Raw genomic sequence first — 16852 nt, 5'->3', positions numbered from 1 at the left:
GGAGTCATTGATGAAGCCATGCATGAGGCTCGTCATGAAGGCGGATACCGACGGATCGAGGTCATCACCGGGCGGCGCAAGCGGCGGGCTTCGCTTCTGTGCTGTCACTTCGAAACATTCGCAGCCACTCAACAAACAGTTCAGCCGGCAAAGCCTTAGAGATGACGTAACCCTGAACATGATGGCATCCCATTTCGGCCAACAACTCGAGTTGCCGTGGCGTTTCAACCCCTTCGGCGGTCACCTTGGCGCCAATTTTTCGCGAGAGATCAGCGATCGTCGTCACGAGGATCTGATTTGCCTGATTGGTTTCGATTGATTGAACAAAGCTTTTGTCGATCTTGATCGTGTCGGGGTTAAAGTCGAGCAAATGAGCCAAAGACGATTGCCCGGTACCGAAATCATCCAGTGCGATGTGGAAGCCGTAGGTCTGTAGCGTCCTGAGTATCTCTGAGGTCTGTACGATGTCGGTCACCATCGCCGACTCTGTCATTTCCAGCTGAATGGAGGCAGGATTGACCCCATATGTCTCTACCGATTTTAGGATATCATAAATGATGTCGTTGCCCTTGAGCTGCTCGGCAGAGATGTTGATCGAGATCAGCGGAACACTCACGCCCTGTCGATGCCACTCGCTAATAATGGCGAAGGCCTTACCGAACACGTATTCGCTTACGTCATGTATGAGTCCGGTCTTTTCCGCGACCTGGATCACGGCGTCGATTGAGGTGTTTTTTAGGTATTCGTTGGTTGAGCGCAATAGAACTTCCGCGCCCGAAACATCGCCGGTACTCAGATTGATGATAGGTTGGAAGTGGAGCTGGAACTCGCTGTTGCGCAAGGCCTGTTGGATGCCTTTTTCTAGCGAATTCCGGTCGTCGACAACAGACGCCATGTTGGATGAGAAGACCTGGAAGGTGTGATCGCCCTCCTGTCTCGACGCCAGTCGCTGCGCAGCGATCGCATTGTCAATCAAGGCGCGAGCTGTCTGCACGTCGTTGGAGTAAAGACAAGCACCGACACTGAAGCGGACCGGGGGCCCGCCTACGACAGAGTTAAACAGCGAAGAAAGCTTTTCAACCAAGCGCTGCAAAACCCAAAACAAAGAGCCGGAGTCGTTCGCCTGGGTAAGCTCGATCAGAAACATACTGACATCAATTGGCTGAATGGAAACCCTCCGCTCTTTCCCCGACATCAATGACATCATGTCGGCATCTCTGAAAATGGCGTCGAGACTGTCGGATGCGTTCCTCATAAGTTCAGCCGAAACGCGAGAGCCGAAACGCGCCTCGCATTCGCTCTGTGAATCCAGATTGACGCAGATAACTGCTATAGCATTCTGGTCATCGCCCGACTGGATCAAGGATTTTTCAATACGGCGTGTGAAATTTTCCAGTGGCGTTTTTTGCTTCGGGACAAGCTTGACGCGCCCATTCTCAGCTTCACCTCCAATGGGGCGGACCAAAGGCTCGTCACCTGGTTTATTCTGCAGAATGGAATTTTCCGACGATGGGTTCCAGATGACGGACCGGTCCCGTCCCGCTTTCTTGGCCGCATAGAGCGCTTGGTCAGCGTTGTTGACGGCAGCGTGAACAGTGCCAACCTGCCCATCGACGGGCGCGATTCCAATGCTAATCGACAAGGTCTTGTCTTGTTTGAGCCATTCAGGCGACCGTTGCTTCACCAGCCCTCGGAGTTCTTCGGCCAATTCCTTGGCCGCATTGAGGTCCACCCCGTCGAGGACCAGACAGAATTCTTCACCCCCGTAGCGACCGACAAGGTCATCTGGCCCGCCTGCTTCCAGCAACGTATGTGCCAAGCCGGCGATGACATCATCGCCAACGGCATGACCATAGGTATCGTTGACGCTCTTGAAATGGTCGACATCGATCATGAGGCAGGTCAAATCGCCGCCAGACAAAAGAGCAGACTGATACTTTCGCTCAAACTGCTCGAACAGAGCTCGGCGATTGAGACAGGTGGTGAGTGGATCGTGATTGGCCAGATATTTGAGCTGGCTATTCTGTTTTTTAATCTCCGTCTCCGATTGCTGAAGCTTATTGTAGGCGATCGAGAGATCGCGACTTTTGCGCTCAATGGCAGTAACATCCTTGAACGTTACCAGAGCTCCATGGACTGTTTTGCCATCAGGGGAAATACTGGTTGCATTGACCAAAATATTGACGATGTCGCCGCTTTCCCGCCGCAGGTTCATTGGAACATCGGTGACCGCCTTGTTTTCGCGAAGAGCGGTCAGCCACGGCAGCTCGGCAAGCTCGCTCCCCCGTTTCAACTTTCGCCACAGCAAAGCACTGAGCTCATGATCAACGAGCGTGTTCTGATCGCTGTCGAGTATATTTGCCAGCGACTTATTAACGAGCAAGATGTTGCTGCGAGGGTCAACGACCGCGACGCCATCTGATAAGGTATCAAAAGCGCTCTGCACCCGAGACGGAACCGTCCTCGTCATGTCGAGGAGCCGCATACTCCTAGCTAGGATCAGAAACATCCCGACGAATGAGCACACGCCGACAAAGCCGCAAAACAGCAGGAGGTCGAATGGTATGCCAAGCACAGACAACCGGGACCCCACCGGCTGGAACACTATTTCAACGGCGCCCCACCCCACCGTCCCATCAGAGATTGGGACATGGACGTGTGTCTGGGGTGATCTTCCGTCTCCTGTTCCGTTCCAGAATTCATCATGATTTGGCGTCGCCGCCGCAAGCTCGCCGGATGCCCTCCTGAGCGCGATAGACCTGACCGATTCGTCGCGTCGTTGTACTGCGGAAATGGTATCGTTGATGATTTCGATTTCGTCTCTCGTGGCTGCAGCGGCGATTTGAAGCGTGAGTGCTTCGGCCACCCTCGCCCTGGCCTCGAGTTGGTAGGCAAGCCGATCCGGAAGCAGGCCGAGAAGAGCCGCAACCGAAACTATGCTGAGCAACAAGAGCGTCATCGACAGCGCCAGGCCAAATGACGGTGAGATGTATTGACCCGATGACGAGGGTGAACGACGCAACAGGTTCAAGCTGCGATTCCTTGCGCGTTGTTCGCCGCCGGGCGTGAGAACATGTCGCCGACCACATCTTGATCGCCGTCAATGTTCCTGCGTGCGATGACAATCAACATCGGATTGAAGAAACTGAGAGTAGGAACAGAAGCCATCAGGGCGGTGGCAAGCGCCCCTCCCCGCAAGGCCCAGGCTACGATGCCGGCGGATAGCACGACGCTGCTGCCAATCGTCAGGCTGCGGACTTCCATTCCCAAAAACTGTTCCTGCTTCCGAAGGTCAGCGCTTGCTTCACTCATCGATCTCCACAGTTTCAGTTCGTTGAGGTCAGATAGATCAAGGCTGATTTGAAACACTAGATTGGGGGAAGGAACAAGCGGAGGTCCGAATTGTGTCAGCAGGTCAAATTCTCCAAGCAGACGTACTTCAGAGAGACGCTGGAGGGTAGTAGCGACGCCGTTTACTTCACCAGGCCTTGCATCGAGCATATCGCCCTGGGAGCCTGATGTATCTGCCTGTTTCTTGCCACCAAAGAAGTCAGGCAGCTTCGGTTCCGTCGAGGTCGACCCGATCTGATCAGGGCTACTATCGAATTCGATTTGCTCGTCGAGCGCCGCTTGGGTCGTTTCCGGAGGCGGGGTGAAAGTGTATTCGGTGGTTTGGTGATAACCTGAATCGCCAGTGACAACGGCAATGATCTGCTGTTGCACCAATCCTCCATTACCATCGCTGATCTGGATGATGACCTCGTAGTAGTTATTTCCGTCGGAGTCAGAAGGCGCATTGAATCTAGGAGGTACGGCGAAGGATAGCACGCCTGTAGAGGCATCGAGATTGAACAACCCTCCATCCGTTCCACCGACGATCTGATAGGTCAAACTGACGCTATCCACATCGGTGGCGGTAATCTTTGTGACCACGGTCTCGCTTTCGTCGACATCTATGACAGCGACAGCTCCTCCGCCATTGCTGGTTATGGTCGGAGGATCGTTGACATTCGTCACCGTCGAGGTCGACGACGAGGTCAGCGGGCCCTCGGACGTGCCTCTGGTATCGACATAGGACACCGCAACACTCATCACCGCGCCGACATCGCTGTCGCCAAGCGTATAGGTCGAACCCGTCGCGCCACCGATCGCAACAGCGCCCGAGCCTGTGTCACGGTACCATTGGTAGCTGAAGGAACCGAGACCGTCGGCATCCGTCAGGCCCGATGTATCTGCCGTCAGCGTCTGGTTCTCGGCTGCCGTCCCGACAATCACCGGAGACCCAGAGGGCGCGTCGTTGACATTCGTCACCGTCGAGGTCGACGACGAGGTCAGCGGGCCCTCGGACGTGCCTCTGGTATCGACATAGGACACCGCAACACTCATCACCGCGCCGACATCGCTGTCGCCAAGCGTATAGGTCGAACCCGTCGCGCCACCGATCGCAACAGCGCCCGAGCCTGTGTCACGGTACCATTGGTAGCTGAAGGAACCGAGACCGTCGGCATCCGTCAGGCCCGATGTATCTGCCGTCAGCGTCTGGTTCTCGGCTGCCGTCCCGACAATCACCGGAGACCCAGAGGGCGCGTCGTTGACATTCGTCACCGTCGAGGTCGACGACGAGGTCAGCGGGCCCTCGGACGTGCCTCTGGTATCGACATAGGACACCGCAACACTCATCACCGCGCCGACATCGCTGTCGCCAAGCGTATAGGTCGAACCCGTCGCGCCACCGATCGCAACAGCGCCCGAGCCTGTGTCACGGTACCATTGGTAGCTGAAGGAACCGAGACCGTCGGCATCCGTCAGGCCCGATGTATCTGCCGTCAGCGTCTGGTTCTCGGCTGCCGTCCCGACAATCACCGGAGACCCAGAGGGCGCGTCGTTGACATTCGTCACCGTCGAGGTCGACGACGAGGTCAGCGGGCCCTCGGACGTGCCTCTGGTATCGACATAGGACACCGCAACACTCATCACCGCGCCGACATCGCTGTCGCCAAGCGTATAGGTCGAACCCGTCGCGCCACCGATCGCAACAGCGCCCGAGCCTGTGTCACGGTACCATTGGTAGCTGAAGGAACCGAGACCGTCGGCATCCGTCAGGCCCGATGTATCTGCCGTCAGCGTCTGGTTCTCGGCTGCCGTCCCGACAATCACCGGAGACCCAGAGGGCGCGTCGTTGACATTCGTCACCGTCGAGGTCGACGACGAGGTCAGCGGGCCCTCGGACGTGCCTCTGGTATCGACATAGGACACCGCAACACTCATCACCGCGCCGACATCGCTGTCGCCAAGCGTATAGGTCGAACCCGTCGCGCCACCGATCGCAACAGCGCCCGAGCCTGTGTCACGGTACCATTGGTAGCTGAAGGAACCGAGACCGTCGGCATCCGTCAGGCCCGATGTATCTGCCGTCAGCGTCTGGTTCTCGGCTGCCGTCCCGACAATCACCGGAGACCCAGAGGGCGCGTCGTTGACATTCGTCACCGTCGAGGTCGACGACGAGGTCAGCGGGCCCTCGGACGTGCCTCTGGTATCGACATAGGACACCGCAACACTCATCACCGCGCCGACATCGCTGTCGCCAAGCGTATAGGGTCGAACCCGTCGCGCCACCGATCGCAACAGCGCCCGAGCCTGTGTCACGGTACCATTGGTAGCTGAAGGAACCGAGACCGTCGGCATCCGTCAGGCCCGATGTATCTGCCGTCAGCGTCTGGTTCTCGGCTGCCGTCCCGACAATCACCGGAGACCCAGAGGGCGCGTCGTTGACATTCGTCACCGTCGAGGTCGACGACGAGGTCAGCGGGCCCTCGGACGTGCCTCTGGTATCGACATAGGACACCGCAACACTCATCACCGCGCCGACATCGCTGTCGCCAAGCGTATAGGTCGAACCCGTCGCGCCACCGATCGCAACAGCGCCCGAGCCTGTGTCACGGTACCATTGGTAGCTGAAGGAACCGAGACCGTCGGCATCCGTCAGGCCCGATGTATCTGCCGTCAGCGTCTGGTTCTCGGCTGCCGTCCCGACAATCACCGGAGACCCAGAGGGCGCGTCGTTGACATTCGTCACCGTCGAGGTCGACGACGAGGTCAGCGGGCCCTCGGACGTGCCTCTGGTATCGACATAGGACACCGCAACACTCATCACCGCGCCGACATCGCTGTCGCCAAGCGTATAGGTCGAACCCGTCGCGCCACCGATCGCAACAGCGCCCGAGCCTGTGTCACGGTACCATTGGTAGCTGAAGGAACCGAGACCGTCGGCATCCGTCAGGCCCGATGTATCTGCCGTCAGCGTCTGGTTCTCGGCTGCCGTCCCGACAATCACCGGAGACCCAGAGGGCGCGTCGTTGACATTCGTCACCGTCGAGGTCGACGACGAGGTCAGCGGGCCCTCGGACGTGCCTCTGGTATCGACATAGGACACCGCAACACTCATCACCGCGCCGACATCGCTGTCGCCAAGCGTATAGGTCGAACCCGTCGCGCCACCGATCGCAACAGCGCCCGAGCCTGTGTCACGGTACCATTGGTAGCTGAAGGAACCGAGACCGTCGGCATCCGTCAGGCCCGATGTATCTGCCGTCAGCGTCTGGTTCTCGGCTGCCGTCCCGACAATCACCGGAGACCCAGAGGGCGCGTCGTTGACATTCGTCACCGTCGAGGTCGACGACGAGGTCAGCGGGCCCTCGGACGTGCCTCTGGTATCGACATAGGACACCGCAACACTCATCACCGCGCCGACATCGCTGTCGCCAAGCGTATAGGTCGAACCCGTCGCGCCACCGATCGCAACAGCGCCCGAGCCTGTGTCACGGTACCATTGGTAGCTGAAGGAACCGAGACCGTCGGCATCCGTCAGGCCCGATGTATCTGCCGTCAGCGTCTGGTTCTCGGCTGCCGTCCCGACAATCACCGGAGACCCAGAGGGCGCGTCGTTGACATTCGTCACCGTCGAGGTCGACGACGAGGTCAGCGGGCCCTCGGACGTGCCTCTGGTATCGACATAGGACACCGCAACACTCATCACCGCGCCGACATCGCTGTCGCCAAGCGTATAGGTCGAACCCGTCGCGCCACCGATCGCAACAGCGCCCGAGCCTGTGTCACGGTACCATTGGTAGCTGAAGGAACCGAGACCGTCGGCATCCGTCAGGCCCGATGTATCTGCCGTCAGCGTCTGGTTCTCGGCTGCCGTCCCGACAATCACCGGAGACCCAGAGGGCGCGTCGTTGACATTCGTCACCGTCGAGGTCGACGACGAGGTCAGCGGGCCCTCGGACGTGCCTCTGGTATCGACATAGGACACCGCAACACTCATCACCGCGCCGACATCGCTGTCGCCAAGCGTATAGGTCGAACCCGTCGCGCCACCGATCGCAACAGCGCCCGAGCCTGTGTCACGGTACCATTGGTAGCTGAAGGAACCGAGACCGTCGGCATCCGTCAGGCCCGATGTATCTGCCGTCAGCGTCTGGTTCTCGGCTGCCGTCCCGACAATCACCGGAGACCCAGAGGGCGCGTCGTTGACATTCGTCACCGTCGAGGTCGACGACGAGGTCAGCGGGCCCTCGGACGTGCCTCTGGTATCGACATAGGACACCGCAACACTCATCACCGCGCCGACATCGCTGTCGCCAAGCGTATAGGTCGAACCCGTCGCGCCACCGATCGCAACAGCGCCCGAGCCTGTGTCACGGTACCATTGGTAGCTGAAGGAACCGAGACCGTCGGCATCCGTCAGGCCCGATGTATCTGCCGTCAGCGTCTGGTTCTCGGCTGCCGTCCCGACAATCACCGGAGACCCAGAGGGCGCGTCGTTGACATTCGTCACCGTCGAGGTCGACGACGAGGTCAGCGGGCCCTCGGACGTGCCTCTGGTATCGACATAGGACACCGCAACACTCATCACCGCGCCGACATCGCTGTCGCCAAGCGTATAGGTCGAACCCGTCGCGCCACCGATCGCAACAGCGCCCGAGCCTGTGTCACGGTACCATTGGTAGCTGAAGGAACCGAGACCGTCGGCATCCGTCAGGCCCGATGTATCTGCCGTCAGCGTCTGGTTCTCGGCTGCCGTCCCGACAATCACCGGAGACCCAGAGGGCGCGTCGTTGACATTCGTCACCGTCGAGGTCGACGACGAGGTCAGCGGGCCCTCGGACGTGCCTCTGGTATCGACATAGGACACCGCAACACTCATCACCGCGCCGACATCGCTGTCGCCAAGCGTATAGGTCGAACCCGTCGCGCCACCGATCGCAACAGCGCCCGAGCCTGTGTCACGGTACCATTGGTAGCTGAAGGAACCGAGACCGTCGGCATCCGTCAGGCCCGATGTATCTGCCGTCAGCGTCTGGTTCTCGGCTGCCGTCCCGACAATCACCGGAGACCCAGAGGGCGCGTCGTTGACGCTGGCTATGGTGATTGAGACGGTTTCGGCCGTGCTGGAAACGTAGCCGTCATTGGCCACGAATTCCACCACTCGGTTCGTCGTGTCGGGGGTGTTGCTGGTATTCTCATATGTCACGGAACGAAGTGCAGCCTCGTAGTGGGCGACACTCGCGCTGCCTGAAAGTGTCAGGGTGCCGTTCGTACTGTCCCACGTCCCCGAGATGCCGTTCTGGGCGGAGAAGCCCAAAACGTCTTGGCCCGGTACGAAGTTCGTTATGCTGACCGTCGCTCCAGACAAATTCGCGCTATCAACGTCTGACAGAACGAGGCCGCTATCGATCGGCTGCGGCGCACTGTCTTCTGTATATGTCGCAGTTGCCCCGGACGGGGTTATGCTGGGTGCTTGAGGGGGCGTGTAATCGACGTAGAGTAGTAGTCTCGTCCCGATCGTCGAGTTTTCAGAACTGCTGATGCCCCAGTTATCCACGCTCGACGAAGCCGTCGCGATCAACCATCCGTAATTCGCAACGCCATTCGACCAGGCCTGAACGTCCGAGGTTATGACAAAGCTCTGGGTTCCGCTCAGGCCAGCATCGAGACTGTAGGTTGCCAAGCTACTCGCTTCCACATCGTCTCTTGAAACGCCGCCAACGAGCGAATCGAATGTCGAAGTTTCACTCCAGTTCGTCAACATGCGGTAAATTTCGACTGAGTCCAAAGGGTCATCTGAGCTGACGAATACCCTCAATTCCGCGTAGTTGATAGTTGACCCATAGGGTATCAAATTCGAACCCGAACCGAAAATTCCGTCGAAGCTAATGAGGATATTGTTGTCGTTGGGCGTGCCATCGTCGACGAAAAGCGTGGTTGCACTTCCCAGGTCCACAGTTGGGTGAGATGCGACGACTTCAGTATCTTGGGTTCCAACATAACCAGACGTGCCTTCCTGGAAGCTTGTTGTGGCGAGGATATGGACCCAGCGCGACAAGGAATTCTGCGTTAACGCGGAAGTAGCATCCACATCGCCAATGTGGCGCTCAAGATCCCAGTCGCCCCCCAGATCTGAATGTCCGGTCGCGTCATCACTTCCAGCGATGTCCGCTCCGGTAAGATTGGCCAGCATGTTAAGTGCTGTGGCACCGACTTCACCGGCCCCGAAATCGCAACCGTAGATCAAAATATCCGCATCACCTGACAAGGACATTCCGATGTTCACGAGTTGCGCGGCATAGACGCCATCCATTGTCGTGGCATCCAGAATGCCGCTCCCCAGCTGCAGTTGGCCGGCTGAACCGTGCGCGAGTATGTGAACCGCGTCCACGTTCGTCCTCTGAGCCATCACCTCGGCAACTTGCTCAACGCCGTCGCGATCTGCTTCAAGCAGAATAATTTCGATAGAAGGGTCAAGAGCGGAAAGTAGCGTATCCAGGTCTTGGACCCGCGGGTCGACAAACATGATCTCCGTTTTTGACGTTGTCTGTTCGAGAACGGAAATCGGTGCAATGGCGGTTAGGGGCTGTTCGCTATCGGTCTCGTTTGGATCGGCGGCCGGTGAACCGTTCGTATCGACCTGTCCGTCGTCACCTTCCGACGTAAAGTCCGCAAGGATAGCTCCTGCGGCCGCGTCGAACACGATCCGCGGCTCCAACTCGCAGAACTCAAGCACCGCGCGCGGGAGCGATCTGCTCGACGCTTTCCGGTATTCCTGAACGGCAAATCGATGGTTCGCACCGGATACGGGCATGATGAACCAAACTCCTGATTCTACATGAGGGAAAACCCTCCTCAACGATGAACAAATCTAAAAAAACGCCGTTAACAAATAGCTGATAAATCTGGTCCGACGACATTTTAGAAACTTGCATCGGAATCGGCAGTCAGCGAATTAATCATTAGTTAAGTATAATTTGCTAAATTTACCCTTAAGTTTTCGGGAGGAAAATTTGTCCCGGAAGATGTCAAATGCAGCCATCTTTCAGATTCTCGCAAGTCATCAGGCAAAGTGATTAGTTATGCTCTTCAAGGTCGGCGTTTCGGTAGTGCTGGTGGCCGGATTGGTCGGATGTAGCCTCCGCCCCAGCCCCGGATCCAACCTGGCTTTTCAGCGGAATGCGCAAGCCAATATCCTTCGCATGACCGCGGACCAGGAGCCCATATCAGGATCAATCAGTCTTGAAGCAGCCATGGCCCGCGCACTGAAGTACAACCTAGACCTTCGCGTGAAGAGGGATCAGGTGATGCTCGCAAACGCAAAACTCAACCTCCAGCATTACAGCATGCTGCCGACCGCCGTAATCGAAGCGGGATACGTCCGACGCAACAACGACAATGCATCAACCAGCCTCGACCTTCTGAGTAACACCAGAGACGCAAGTTTTTCGACGTCGCAAGATCGCCGGCAGCGGTCCAGCGACATATCAATCAGTTGGGATATCCTGGACTTCGGCCTCTCTTATGTTCGGGCAAAACAAGCGGCTGACGACGTACTGATCTCGCGTGAGGCTTGGCGCAAGGAGGTTCATCAGCTTCTAGAGGACGTCAGAGTCGAGTACTGGCGTGCGAGCACGTATCAGCGCCTCATCGATAGACTGCATAAGCTGAAAAAGCGAACTGACGCGGCGATCGCCAACAGTGAACGCTTGTCAAAAGAAAACCAGCTGAACCGCCTGACAGTTCTCAACTCAGAACGCGAATTGATCAAGGTGAAGCAGGCAATCAACGATCTTGAGCAAAATCTGCTGAGCGCTAAAGCAGAGTTAGCAAGGTTGATGAACCTGAAGCCCGGAACCGATTTTACTCTCGATGTCACGCGAGCTACATCGCGGCCAAATGCGCTAGACCTGCCGTTAGATGAACTTCTTGAAATTGCTGTCGCACAGCGCCCGGAACTGCGGCGGAACTGGTACGAGCAACGCATCAATGTGCAAGAGGCAAAGGCTCAGGTTCTAAGCATACTCCCGAGCCTTCGCGGCTATGTCAGCCATAGCGATAGCAGCAATTCGTTTCTGGCGAATGGCAGCTGGATGTCCGCCGGTGCGGCCGTAAGCTGGAGCCTCATCAAAGCATTCGAATATCCCGCAAAAGCCAAGGCAAACGAGGCCCGTCAACAAATCCTTGAACGCCAAGCGTTGGCGTTATCGATGGCCGTTGTCACGCAGGTATACCTGAGCCTATTGCAACACGACTATTTCACCGAAAAGCTTGACTTGGCGGACAAACATCTCTCCGTCCAAAAACGCATCACCCGGCAGATGCGCATGGAGGCCAGGGCGAAACGCGTTAGCGAGCAAGAACTCATCCTTGAAGAGATGAACGAGCTTATTGCCGAGGCAAAATACGATATCTCCTTTGCCGAAATGCAAAAAGCCTACGGAGGCCTGATATCAAGCCTCGGGCTGGAGGATCCCGTGAGCCTTGATCGCCGCGCAGACGTCAAGACCCTGTCGTCCGCAATTGAGTCTGAGTGGAATGCCGACCTTCATTCGCGCGTGAATGTTGTCCGCAAGGCTCAACGGCCGGCCAAACACTAGGGAGATCAGCATGCCACTCCGTCTCAAAAGACCAGGTCGACAGCCAGCTCACCCTCGCATCATCTCGTCTCTGATAACCTTCTGCGCGGCCACCGGATGCTTGGTAATGCTGCCTTCAGCCTACGCCACAGCTGCGGGCGACGCAATCGACGAATTACCGGTTCGTGGTGTCATCCGATCGCTCAATCACGCGACACTGTCAACCAACATCGGCGCGAAGGTGTCGACCATCAGCTTCAGAGTAGGAGAGCACTTCCGTACAGGCGACCCTCTCGTCACGTTCGATTGTCGCGCGGAAAAAGCCAGACTCTCAGCCGCCGAGGCTGTCAGCAAGGAGCGATCGGTCAACGTCAAAACAACCAAATATCTTCAGGGCCTGAAGGCGGGGAGCACCCAAGAAGTCGAGATAGCCGAAGTCAAACTCGAACAGGCACAGGCTGAGGTCGAAGCGATGGCCGCCACGCTGGAAGACTGTGTGCTGACGGCACCTTTCGACGGCGTCGTGGAAGAACTTCATGTCCGTGAAAATGAAAGACCGTCTGACAATTCTCCGATCATCACCATCGTCGATGTACGCAGCTCGGAAATCGAGCTCATCGTTACATCGAATTGGATCAAAGACATGGTGCCCGGCCGGCGCTTCACCTTCCGGATAGATGAGACCGGAGAATCGCGGATCGCCATCATTTCGAGAACTGCACCAGTTGTGGACCCCTCAAGCCAAACCCTACGTGTCTTTGCCAGGTTTGCGGAAGATGCAGACAGCGTTCTTCCTGGAATGAGTGGCGAAGCGACCTTCAATGTGGATTGGGAGCTGCGATGAGCACGCTCCTTCAGCCCCCCCGCGAAGATCGAGTTCGTACCAAGAGATCCCCTCACCGCGTCGACGGGTCTCCTGCTCATCGAGCGAAAGACTTGGAGGATTCCCGGGAGGGGACAGACCCGAGCGCGGCGTTCTCGAGCTTCGTGAATGCGGTTGCGAGTGCCAGAACTGAAAGCGATCTGGCCCTTATAATTGCAAACGAAACGCGCAAGGTCATTGTTGCACAACAGATCTTCGTGTTTAGCTTTCGCCCCTCTGCCCGCATCGACGCCATCTCCGGGCTTCCCCGCGTCAACGGACAATCACCGCTCGTGAAAGATCTTGAGGAGATGTTCAGCGTCTTGAAGGACGCCTGCGAACTCGATCACGCTCGAATGTTGAGCCTTGGACCGGGCACTGAAGACAACGTACCTGGCCCGCTTGATTCCTACCCGTTCCCTCGTCTCCTCTGGACACCCATCTTGACAAAGGATGAGGCAGCCTCCGGGGTCCTATATGCCCGGAGCAAGCCATGGCGGCGCGAAGATTTGGACCTTGTTACACGATGCGCAGGCATTTTTTCGAAACAGGCGCAAAGCTTGAGGGAGCCGACCGCTCCCTCGAACTGGTCACCAAGCAACTCGCGGTTCAGCCGTCCCAAACAGGCGGGCGCAATCCTAGCTGTTCTGTTGACGATCGGGCTGTGTATGCCGACAACGATGATGGTAAGCGCCCCGTTTCAGGTTGTCAGCCAGTCGCACCTGATCGTAGCTGCTCCACTCAAAGGCGTTGTGGAGCAAGTGTTCGTGAAACCAGGCGAGGCTGTCGCGACAGGACAGCCGCTGGTGAAGTTTGTCGACATCGCGGAGAAGAACCAGGTCTCCATCGCAAGACGGCAAGTGGAGATGAGTGAAGCGTTGCTTCGGCGGGCGAATCAAATGTCCTTCGAGAAGCAGGAAAGTGGACGGGAACTCGGCCCCTCGCTTGCCGATGTCGCCATCAAACGTGCAGAACTGAACCTGGCTATCGAGCGATCCACGCGAACGACAATCAATGCCGAGGCAGATGGGGTAGCTGTCTTTACGGACGAAAAATCTCTGATTGGACGCCCGTATTCGATCGGAGAGCGTGTGCTGGAGATCGCAGATCCCGAGCGCATTGAGTTCGAGATCTTACTGGATGTCAGCGACTCCATCTCGTTGACGTCCGGCATGCCGGTCAAACTGTTCCCCGACGCCGCCCCGCTGCATTCTATCGAAGGCCAGATCAATCAGATCAGCTATCTCGCGGAACAGGATAGACTGGGACGGCTCTCGTACAAAGTGTTTGCGACACCAGATCCCGATGAATCGGAGACTTTGCGGCTCGGCACAACGGGTACGGCCAAAATCTACGGTCAGAAGGTGCCTCTCGCCCTCTACCTATTTCGCCGACCTATTGCGTCTGTGCGACAATGGATCGGGCTATGACCGATGAGGCCAAATACACCTTGCCGGTTATGCGACAGGATCTCGTGTTCATCCCCCCGGCAGGCGAAGCTGATCGCTTGAGCGACTGGCTTATCCATGATCCCGTTCAGCATCGCTTTTTTCGCATCAGCAAGGACTGTGAGCGGATTGTCTCCCTATGGCATCCTGGCAAAACTTACGAAGACCTGATGCTGGACTTCAGATCGCGCTTTGGTGTCGATCTGAGCCCCAATCGACTTCAACAATTCGTTCAGTTTCTCCAGAGGGCCAATCTTTGCGAACTCACTCCGGAAGGTGCATGGAGCGAGTTGAAGCGGCGGGGTGATTTCAGCCAGTCTCGGTTCGTTCGGCTCTTTGGTAGCTTGATCTCGTTACGCCTTCCCCTGTTCAATCCAGAGGTGATGTTACGGGTCATCAAACCCACAAGCGATATAGCCTTCACACGTGCATTTACTTCGACGATCGTGATCGTCACGGCTTTCGGACTCTATCTCTCCGCGTTTGACATGTTCGCGACGGTATCTGCCTTGGGGCAGAGTTTCGAGCTCTTGAGCATCGTTCAGATCGGGATTGCCTTGGTAGTGCTCAAGGCTTGCCACGAGCTGGGCCATGCAGTTGTCGCTCATCGCTTTGGCTGCCGCGTGCCTACCTTGGGGGTCGCCTTGATGGTCCTTATTCCGCTGCTTTACACCGATGTCAGCGAAGCATGGCGCCTGACGTCGAAACGCCAACGTATCCTCATAAGTGCTGCGGGAATGATCGTAGAGATCTATCTCGCCGGGTTGGCAACCTTCCTCTGGGCATTTCTCGACGAGGGGTCACTGAGGGACACACTATTCTACATCGCTACCGTTGGCTGGATCAGCAGCCTGGCATTCAACCTGAATCCGCTGGCCAAGTTTGACGGGTACTACATCCTGTCGGACGCCCTCGAGATTCCAAATCTTCAATCAAAAGCAACGCAGCTTGCGCTCTGGAAGTTAAGGAAGACATTTGTAACAGAGGGCCTTGTTGCACCTTATGCCTATTCCAGTTCCACCACTTCCGCGCTCATACTCTTCGGACTCGCATCCTGGGTTTACAAGCTCTCTCTCTTGCTGGGCATCGCCTACATTCTCTATGGTTTTGTAGCTAAGATCGTCGGGTTGATCCTATTAGTTCTCACAATAGGGCTTCTGATCCTCTTGCCTATTTGGCGTGAGCTCAAAGTCTGGCGGAAACTCATCGGTGGAAATGGTTCGAGAATGCCGCTGCGGCGCCTTACCACTTTAACGCTCGTGGGACTCGCGGTCCTCTTCCTGCCATTCGGTTCCACCATCTCTGCGCCAGCAGTCCTTCTTTCCGGCAATGTTCAGATACTGTACCCACCCAGGGAAGCCAAGATAGCAGGCATCCATTTCGGACCTTCGAGTGAGGTGAAAAAGGGCGATGAGCTGATCGACTTTGAGACGCCCGAACTGGTCACCGAGCTCGCGATCGCAGAGATTGAACTGAGAAACCTAAGAGCGCGGCTTGGCACAGCCGTCTCGAGCCGTGACGGGCGTTCAAACCTCATGGTTCTGCAGGGCCAGGTCCGCTCCGTGCAGCAGCGCATCGAAGAACTGACCGCGGAAATGCAAAAACTTCAACTGATCAGCCGAGATGACGGCCAAGTGGTGGAAATGTCGAGAGACCTGAGAGTGGGAAGCTGGATCTCTCAAGAGCGCAGGCTGGCAGTCATTACCTCCGGCGACGAACTGGTCGCCAGAGGATACTTGAACGAACAGGATCTCGGAGAGATCACCGTCGGCAGTGTCGGGAAGTTTGTCCCAGACGATCCGCTGCGCGACACTGCCAATGTCGTAGTTGCACGCATAGCTCCGGACGCCACGCGAAAGCTCGAACTGCCCGAACTAGCGTCGGCTTTTGGCGGATCGATCCACACAACGAGCGATAGCCTCGTCCCAGATCGCAACGTATTTTCGATCGAAGTGAGGCTGACCGACCACGTTGAAATACCAAACCAATCCGTGCGAGGAGTTTTATCGCTTGAGGGACGCAGCGGGAGTCTGGCTGCCCGGTTATGGCGCCGCGTCACGAAGGTGCTGGTCAGGGAGGCCAGTCTCTAAGAGCTGGCTCGGTTTGTCTGAACAGTTTCGGGCGTTTCGTTAAGTGGATTTCCGCCTCGATTATGCCGCCACCATCATTGGTGCCAGCGCGTTGAAGTAGGCCTGATCCGGTGTCTGCCGGTCAAGGGATGAATGTGGGCGTCGAGTGTTGTAGAAGGTCAGATATCGGCCAATGCCGAGGCGGGCCTCGGACACGGTCTTGTAGGCGTGGAGATAGACCTCTTCGTATTTGATCGACCGCCAGAGCCGCTCGACGAAGACGTTGTCCCGCCACGCACCCTTGCCATCCATCGAGATGGCGATCTTCGCCTTCTTCAGCACCGCCGTGAAGTCCATCGAGGTGAACTGCGATCCTTGGTCGGTATCGAATATGTCGGGTTTGCCGTAACGGGTCAGCGCTTCCTCGACTGCTTCGATGCAGGAGGCTGCTTCCATCGTGATCGACAGCCGCCACGACAGAACCCTTCGGCTGAACCAGTCCACGACGGCGCAGAGATAGACGAAGCCGCGAGCCATCGGAAGTGGAGTAAGAAGCGCGGATGC

The 16852-nt window shown here is 57.1% G+C and carries 6 protein-coding genes and 2 pseudogenes; 4 read left to right on the top strand and 4 right to left on the bottom strand.

Features of this window, described 5'->3' with window-relative positions; translation table 11 throughout:
- Positions 1 to 64 precede the first annotated feature (64 nt).
- The 3 genes and pseudogenes from OU993_RS20060 to OU993_RS28945 form a co-directional block, all read right to left on the bottom strand.
- A complete protein-coding gene (locus tag OU993_RS20060; RefSeq protein WP_268160454.1) occupies positions 65 to 3031 on the bottom strand; it encodes an EAL domain-containing protein in 2967 nt (988 codons plus the stop codon).
- 2316 nt (positions 3032 to 5347) lie between these two features.
- On the bottom strand, positions 5348 to 8536 hold the full coding sequence (locus OU993_RS20055) for a hypothetical protein (RefSeq protein ID WP_268160452.1): 3189 nt from the start codon (positions 8534 to 8536) through the stop codon (positions 5348 to 5350).
- An 840-nt stretch (positions 8537 to 9376) separates the two neighbouring features.
- Positions 9377 to 9856, bottom strand: a pseudogene (locus tag OU993_RS28945) (DUF4347 domain-containing protein); the annotation flags it as partial.
- Positions 9857 to 10412: 556 nt separating this feature from the next.
- On the opposite strand from OU993_RS28945, the gene OU993_RS20050 reads away from it, so the two are divergent.
- From OU993_RS20050 to OU993_RS20035, 4 genes are all read left to right on the top strand, one after another.
- Positions 10413 to 11930 (top strand): TolC family protein, encoded by a 1518-nt coding sequence (locus OU993_RS20050; RefSeq protein ID WP_268160450.1) that lies wholly within the window; start codon positions 10413 to 10415, stop codon positions 11928 to 11930.
- 106 nt (positions 11931 to 12036) lie between these two features.
- Positions 12037 to 12753 (top strand): efflux RND transporter periplasmic adaptor subunit, encoded by a 717-nt coding sequence (locus tag OU993_RS20045; protein ID WP_268160448.1) that lies wholly within the window; start codon positions 12037 to 12039, stop codon positions 12751 to 12753.
- On the top strand, positions 12750 to 14201 hold the full coding sequence (locus OU993_RS20040) for an efflux RND transporter periplasmic adaptor subunit (protein WP_268160447.1): 1452 nt from the start codon (positions 12750 to 12752) through the stop codon (positions 14199 to 14201). The genes OU993_RS20045 and OU993_RS20040 overlap by 4 nt, the downstream gene beginning before the upstream one ends.
- Positions 14198 to 16309, top strand: a complete 2112-nt coding sequence (locus tag OU993_RS20035; RefSeq protein WP_268160446.1) for a site-2 protease family protein — start codon at positions 14198 to 14200, stop codon at positions 16307 to 16309. Before OU993_RS20040 ends, OU993_RS20035 begins: the two co-directional genes overlap by 4 nt.
- Before the next feature lie 60 nt (positions 16310 to 16369).
- On the opposite strand, the pseudogene OU993_RS20030 reads toward OU993_RS20035, so the two are convergent.
- Positions 16370 to 16840 (bottom strand): annotated as a pseudogene (locus tag OU993_RS20030) (transposase); the annotation flags it as partial.
- Between the last annotated feature and the right edge of the window lie 12 nt (positions 16841 to 16852).

It is taken from the genome of Rhizobium sp. SL86, from assembly GCF_026672545.1.
Classification (GTDB): domain Bacteria; phylum Pseudomonadota; class Alphaproteobacteria; order Rhizobiales; family Rhizobiaceae; genus Neorhizobium.
This window is presented reverse-complemented; position numbering and strand designations above follow the sequence as displayed.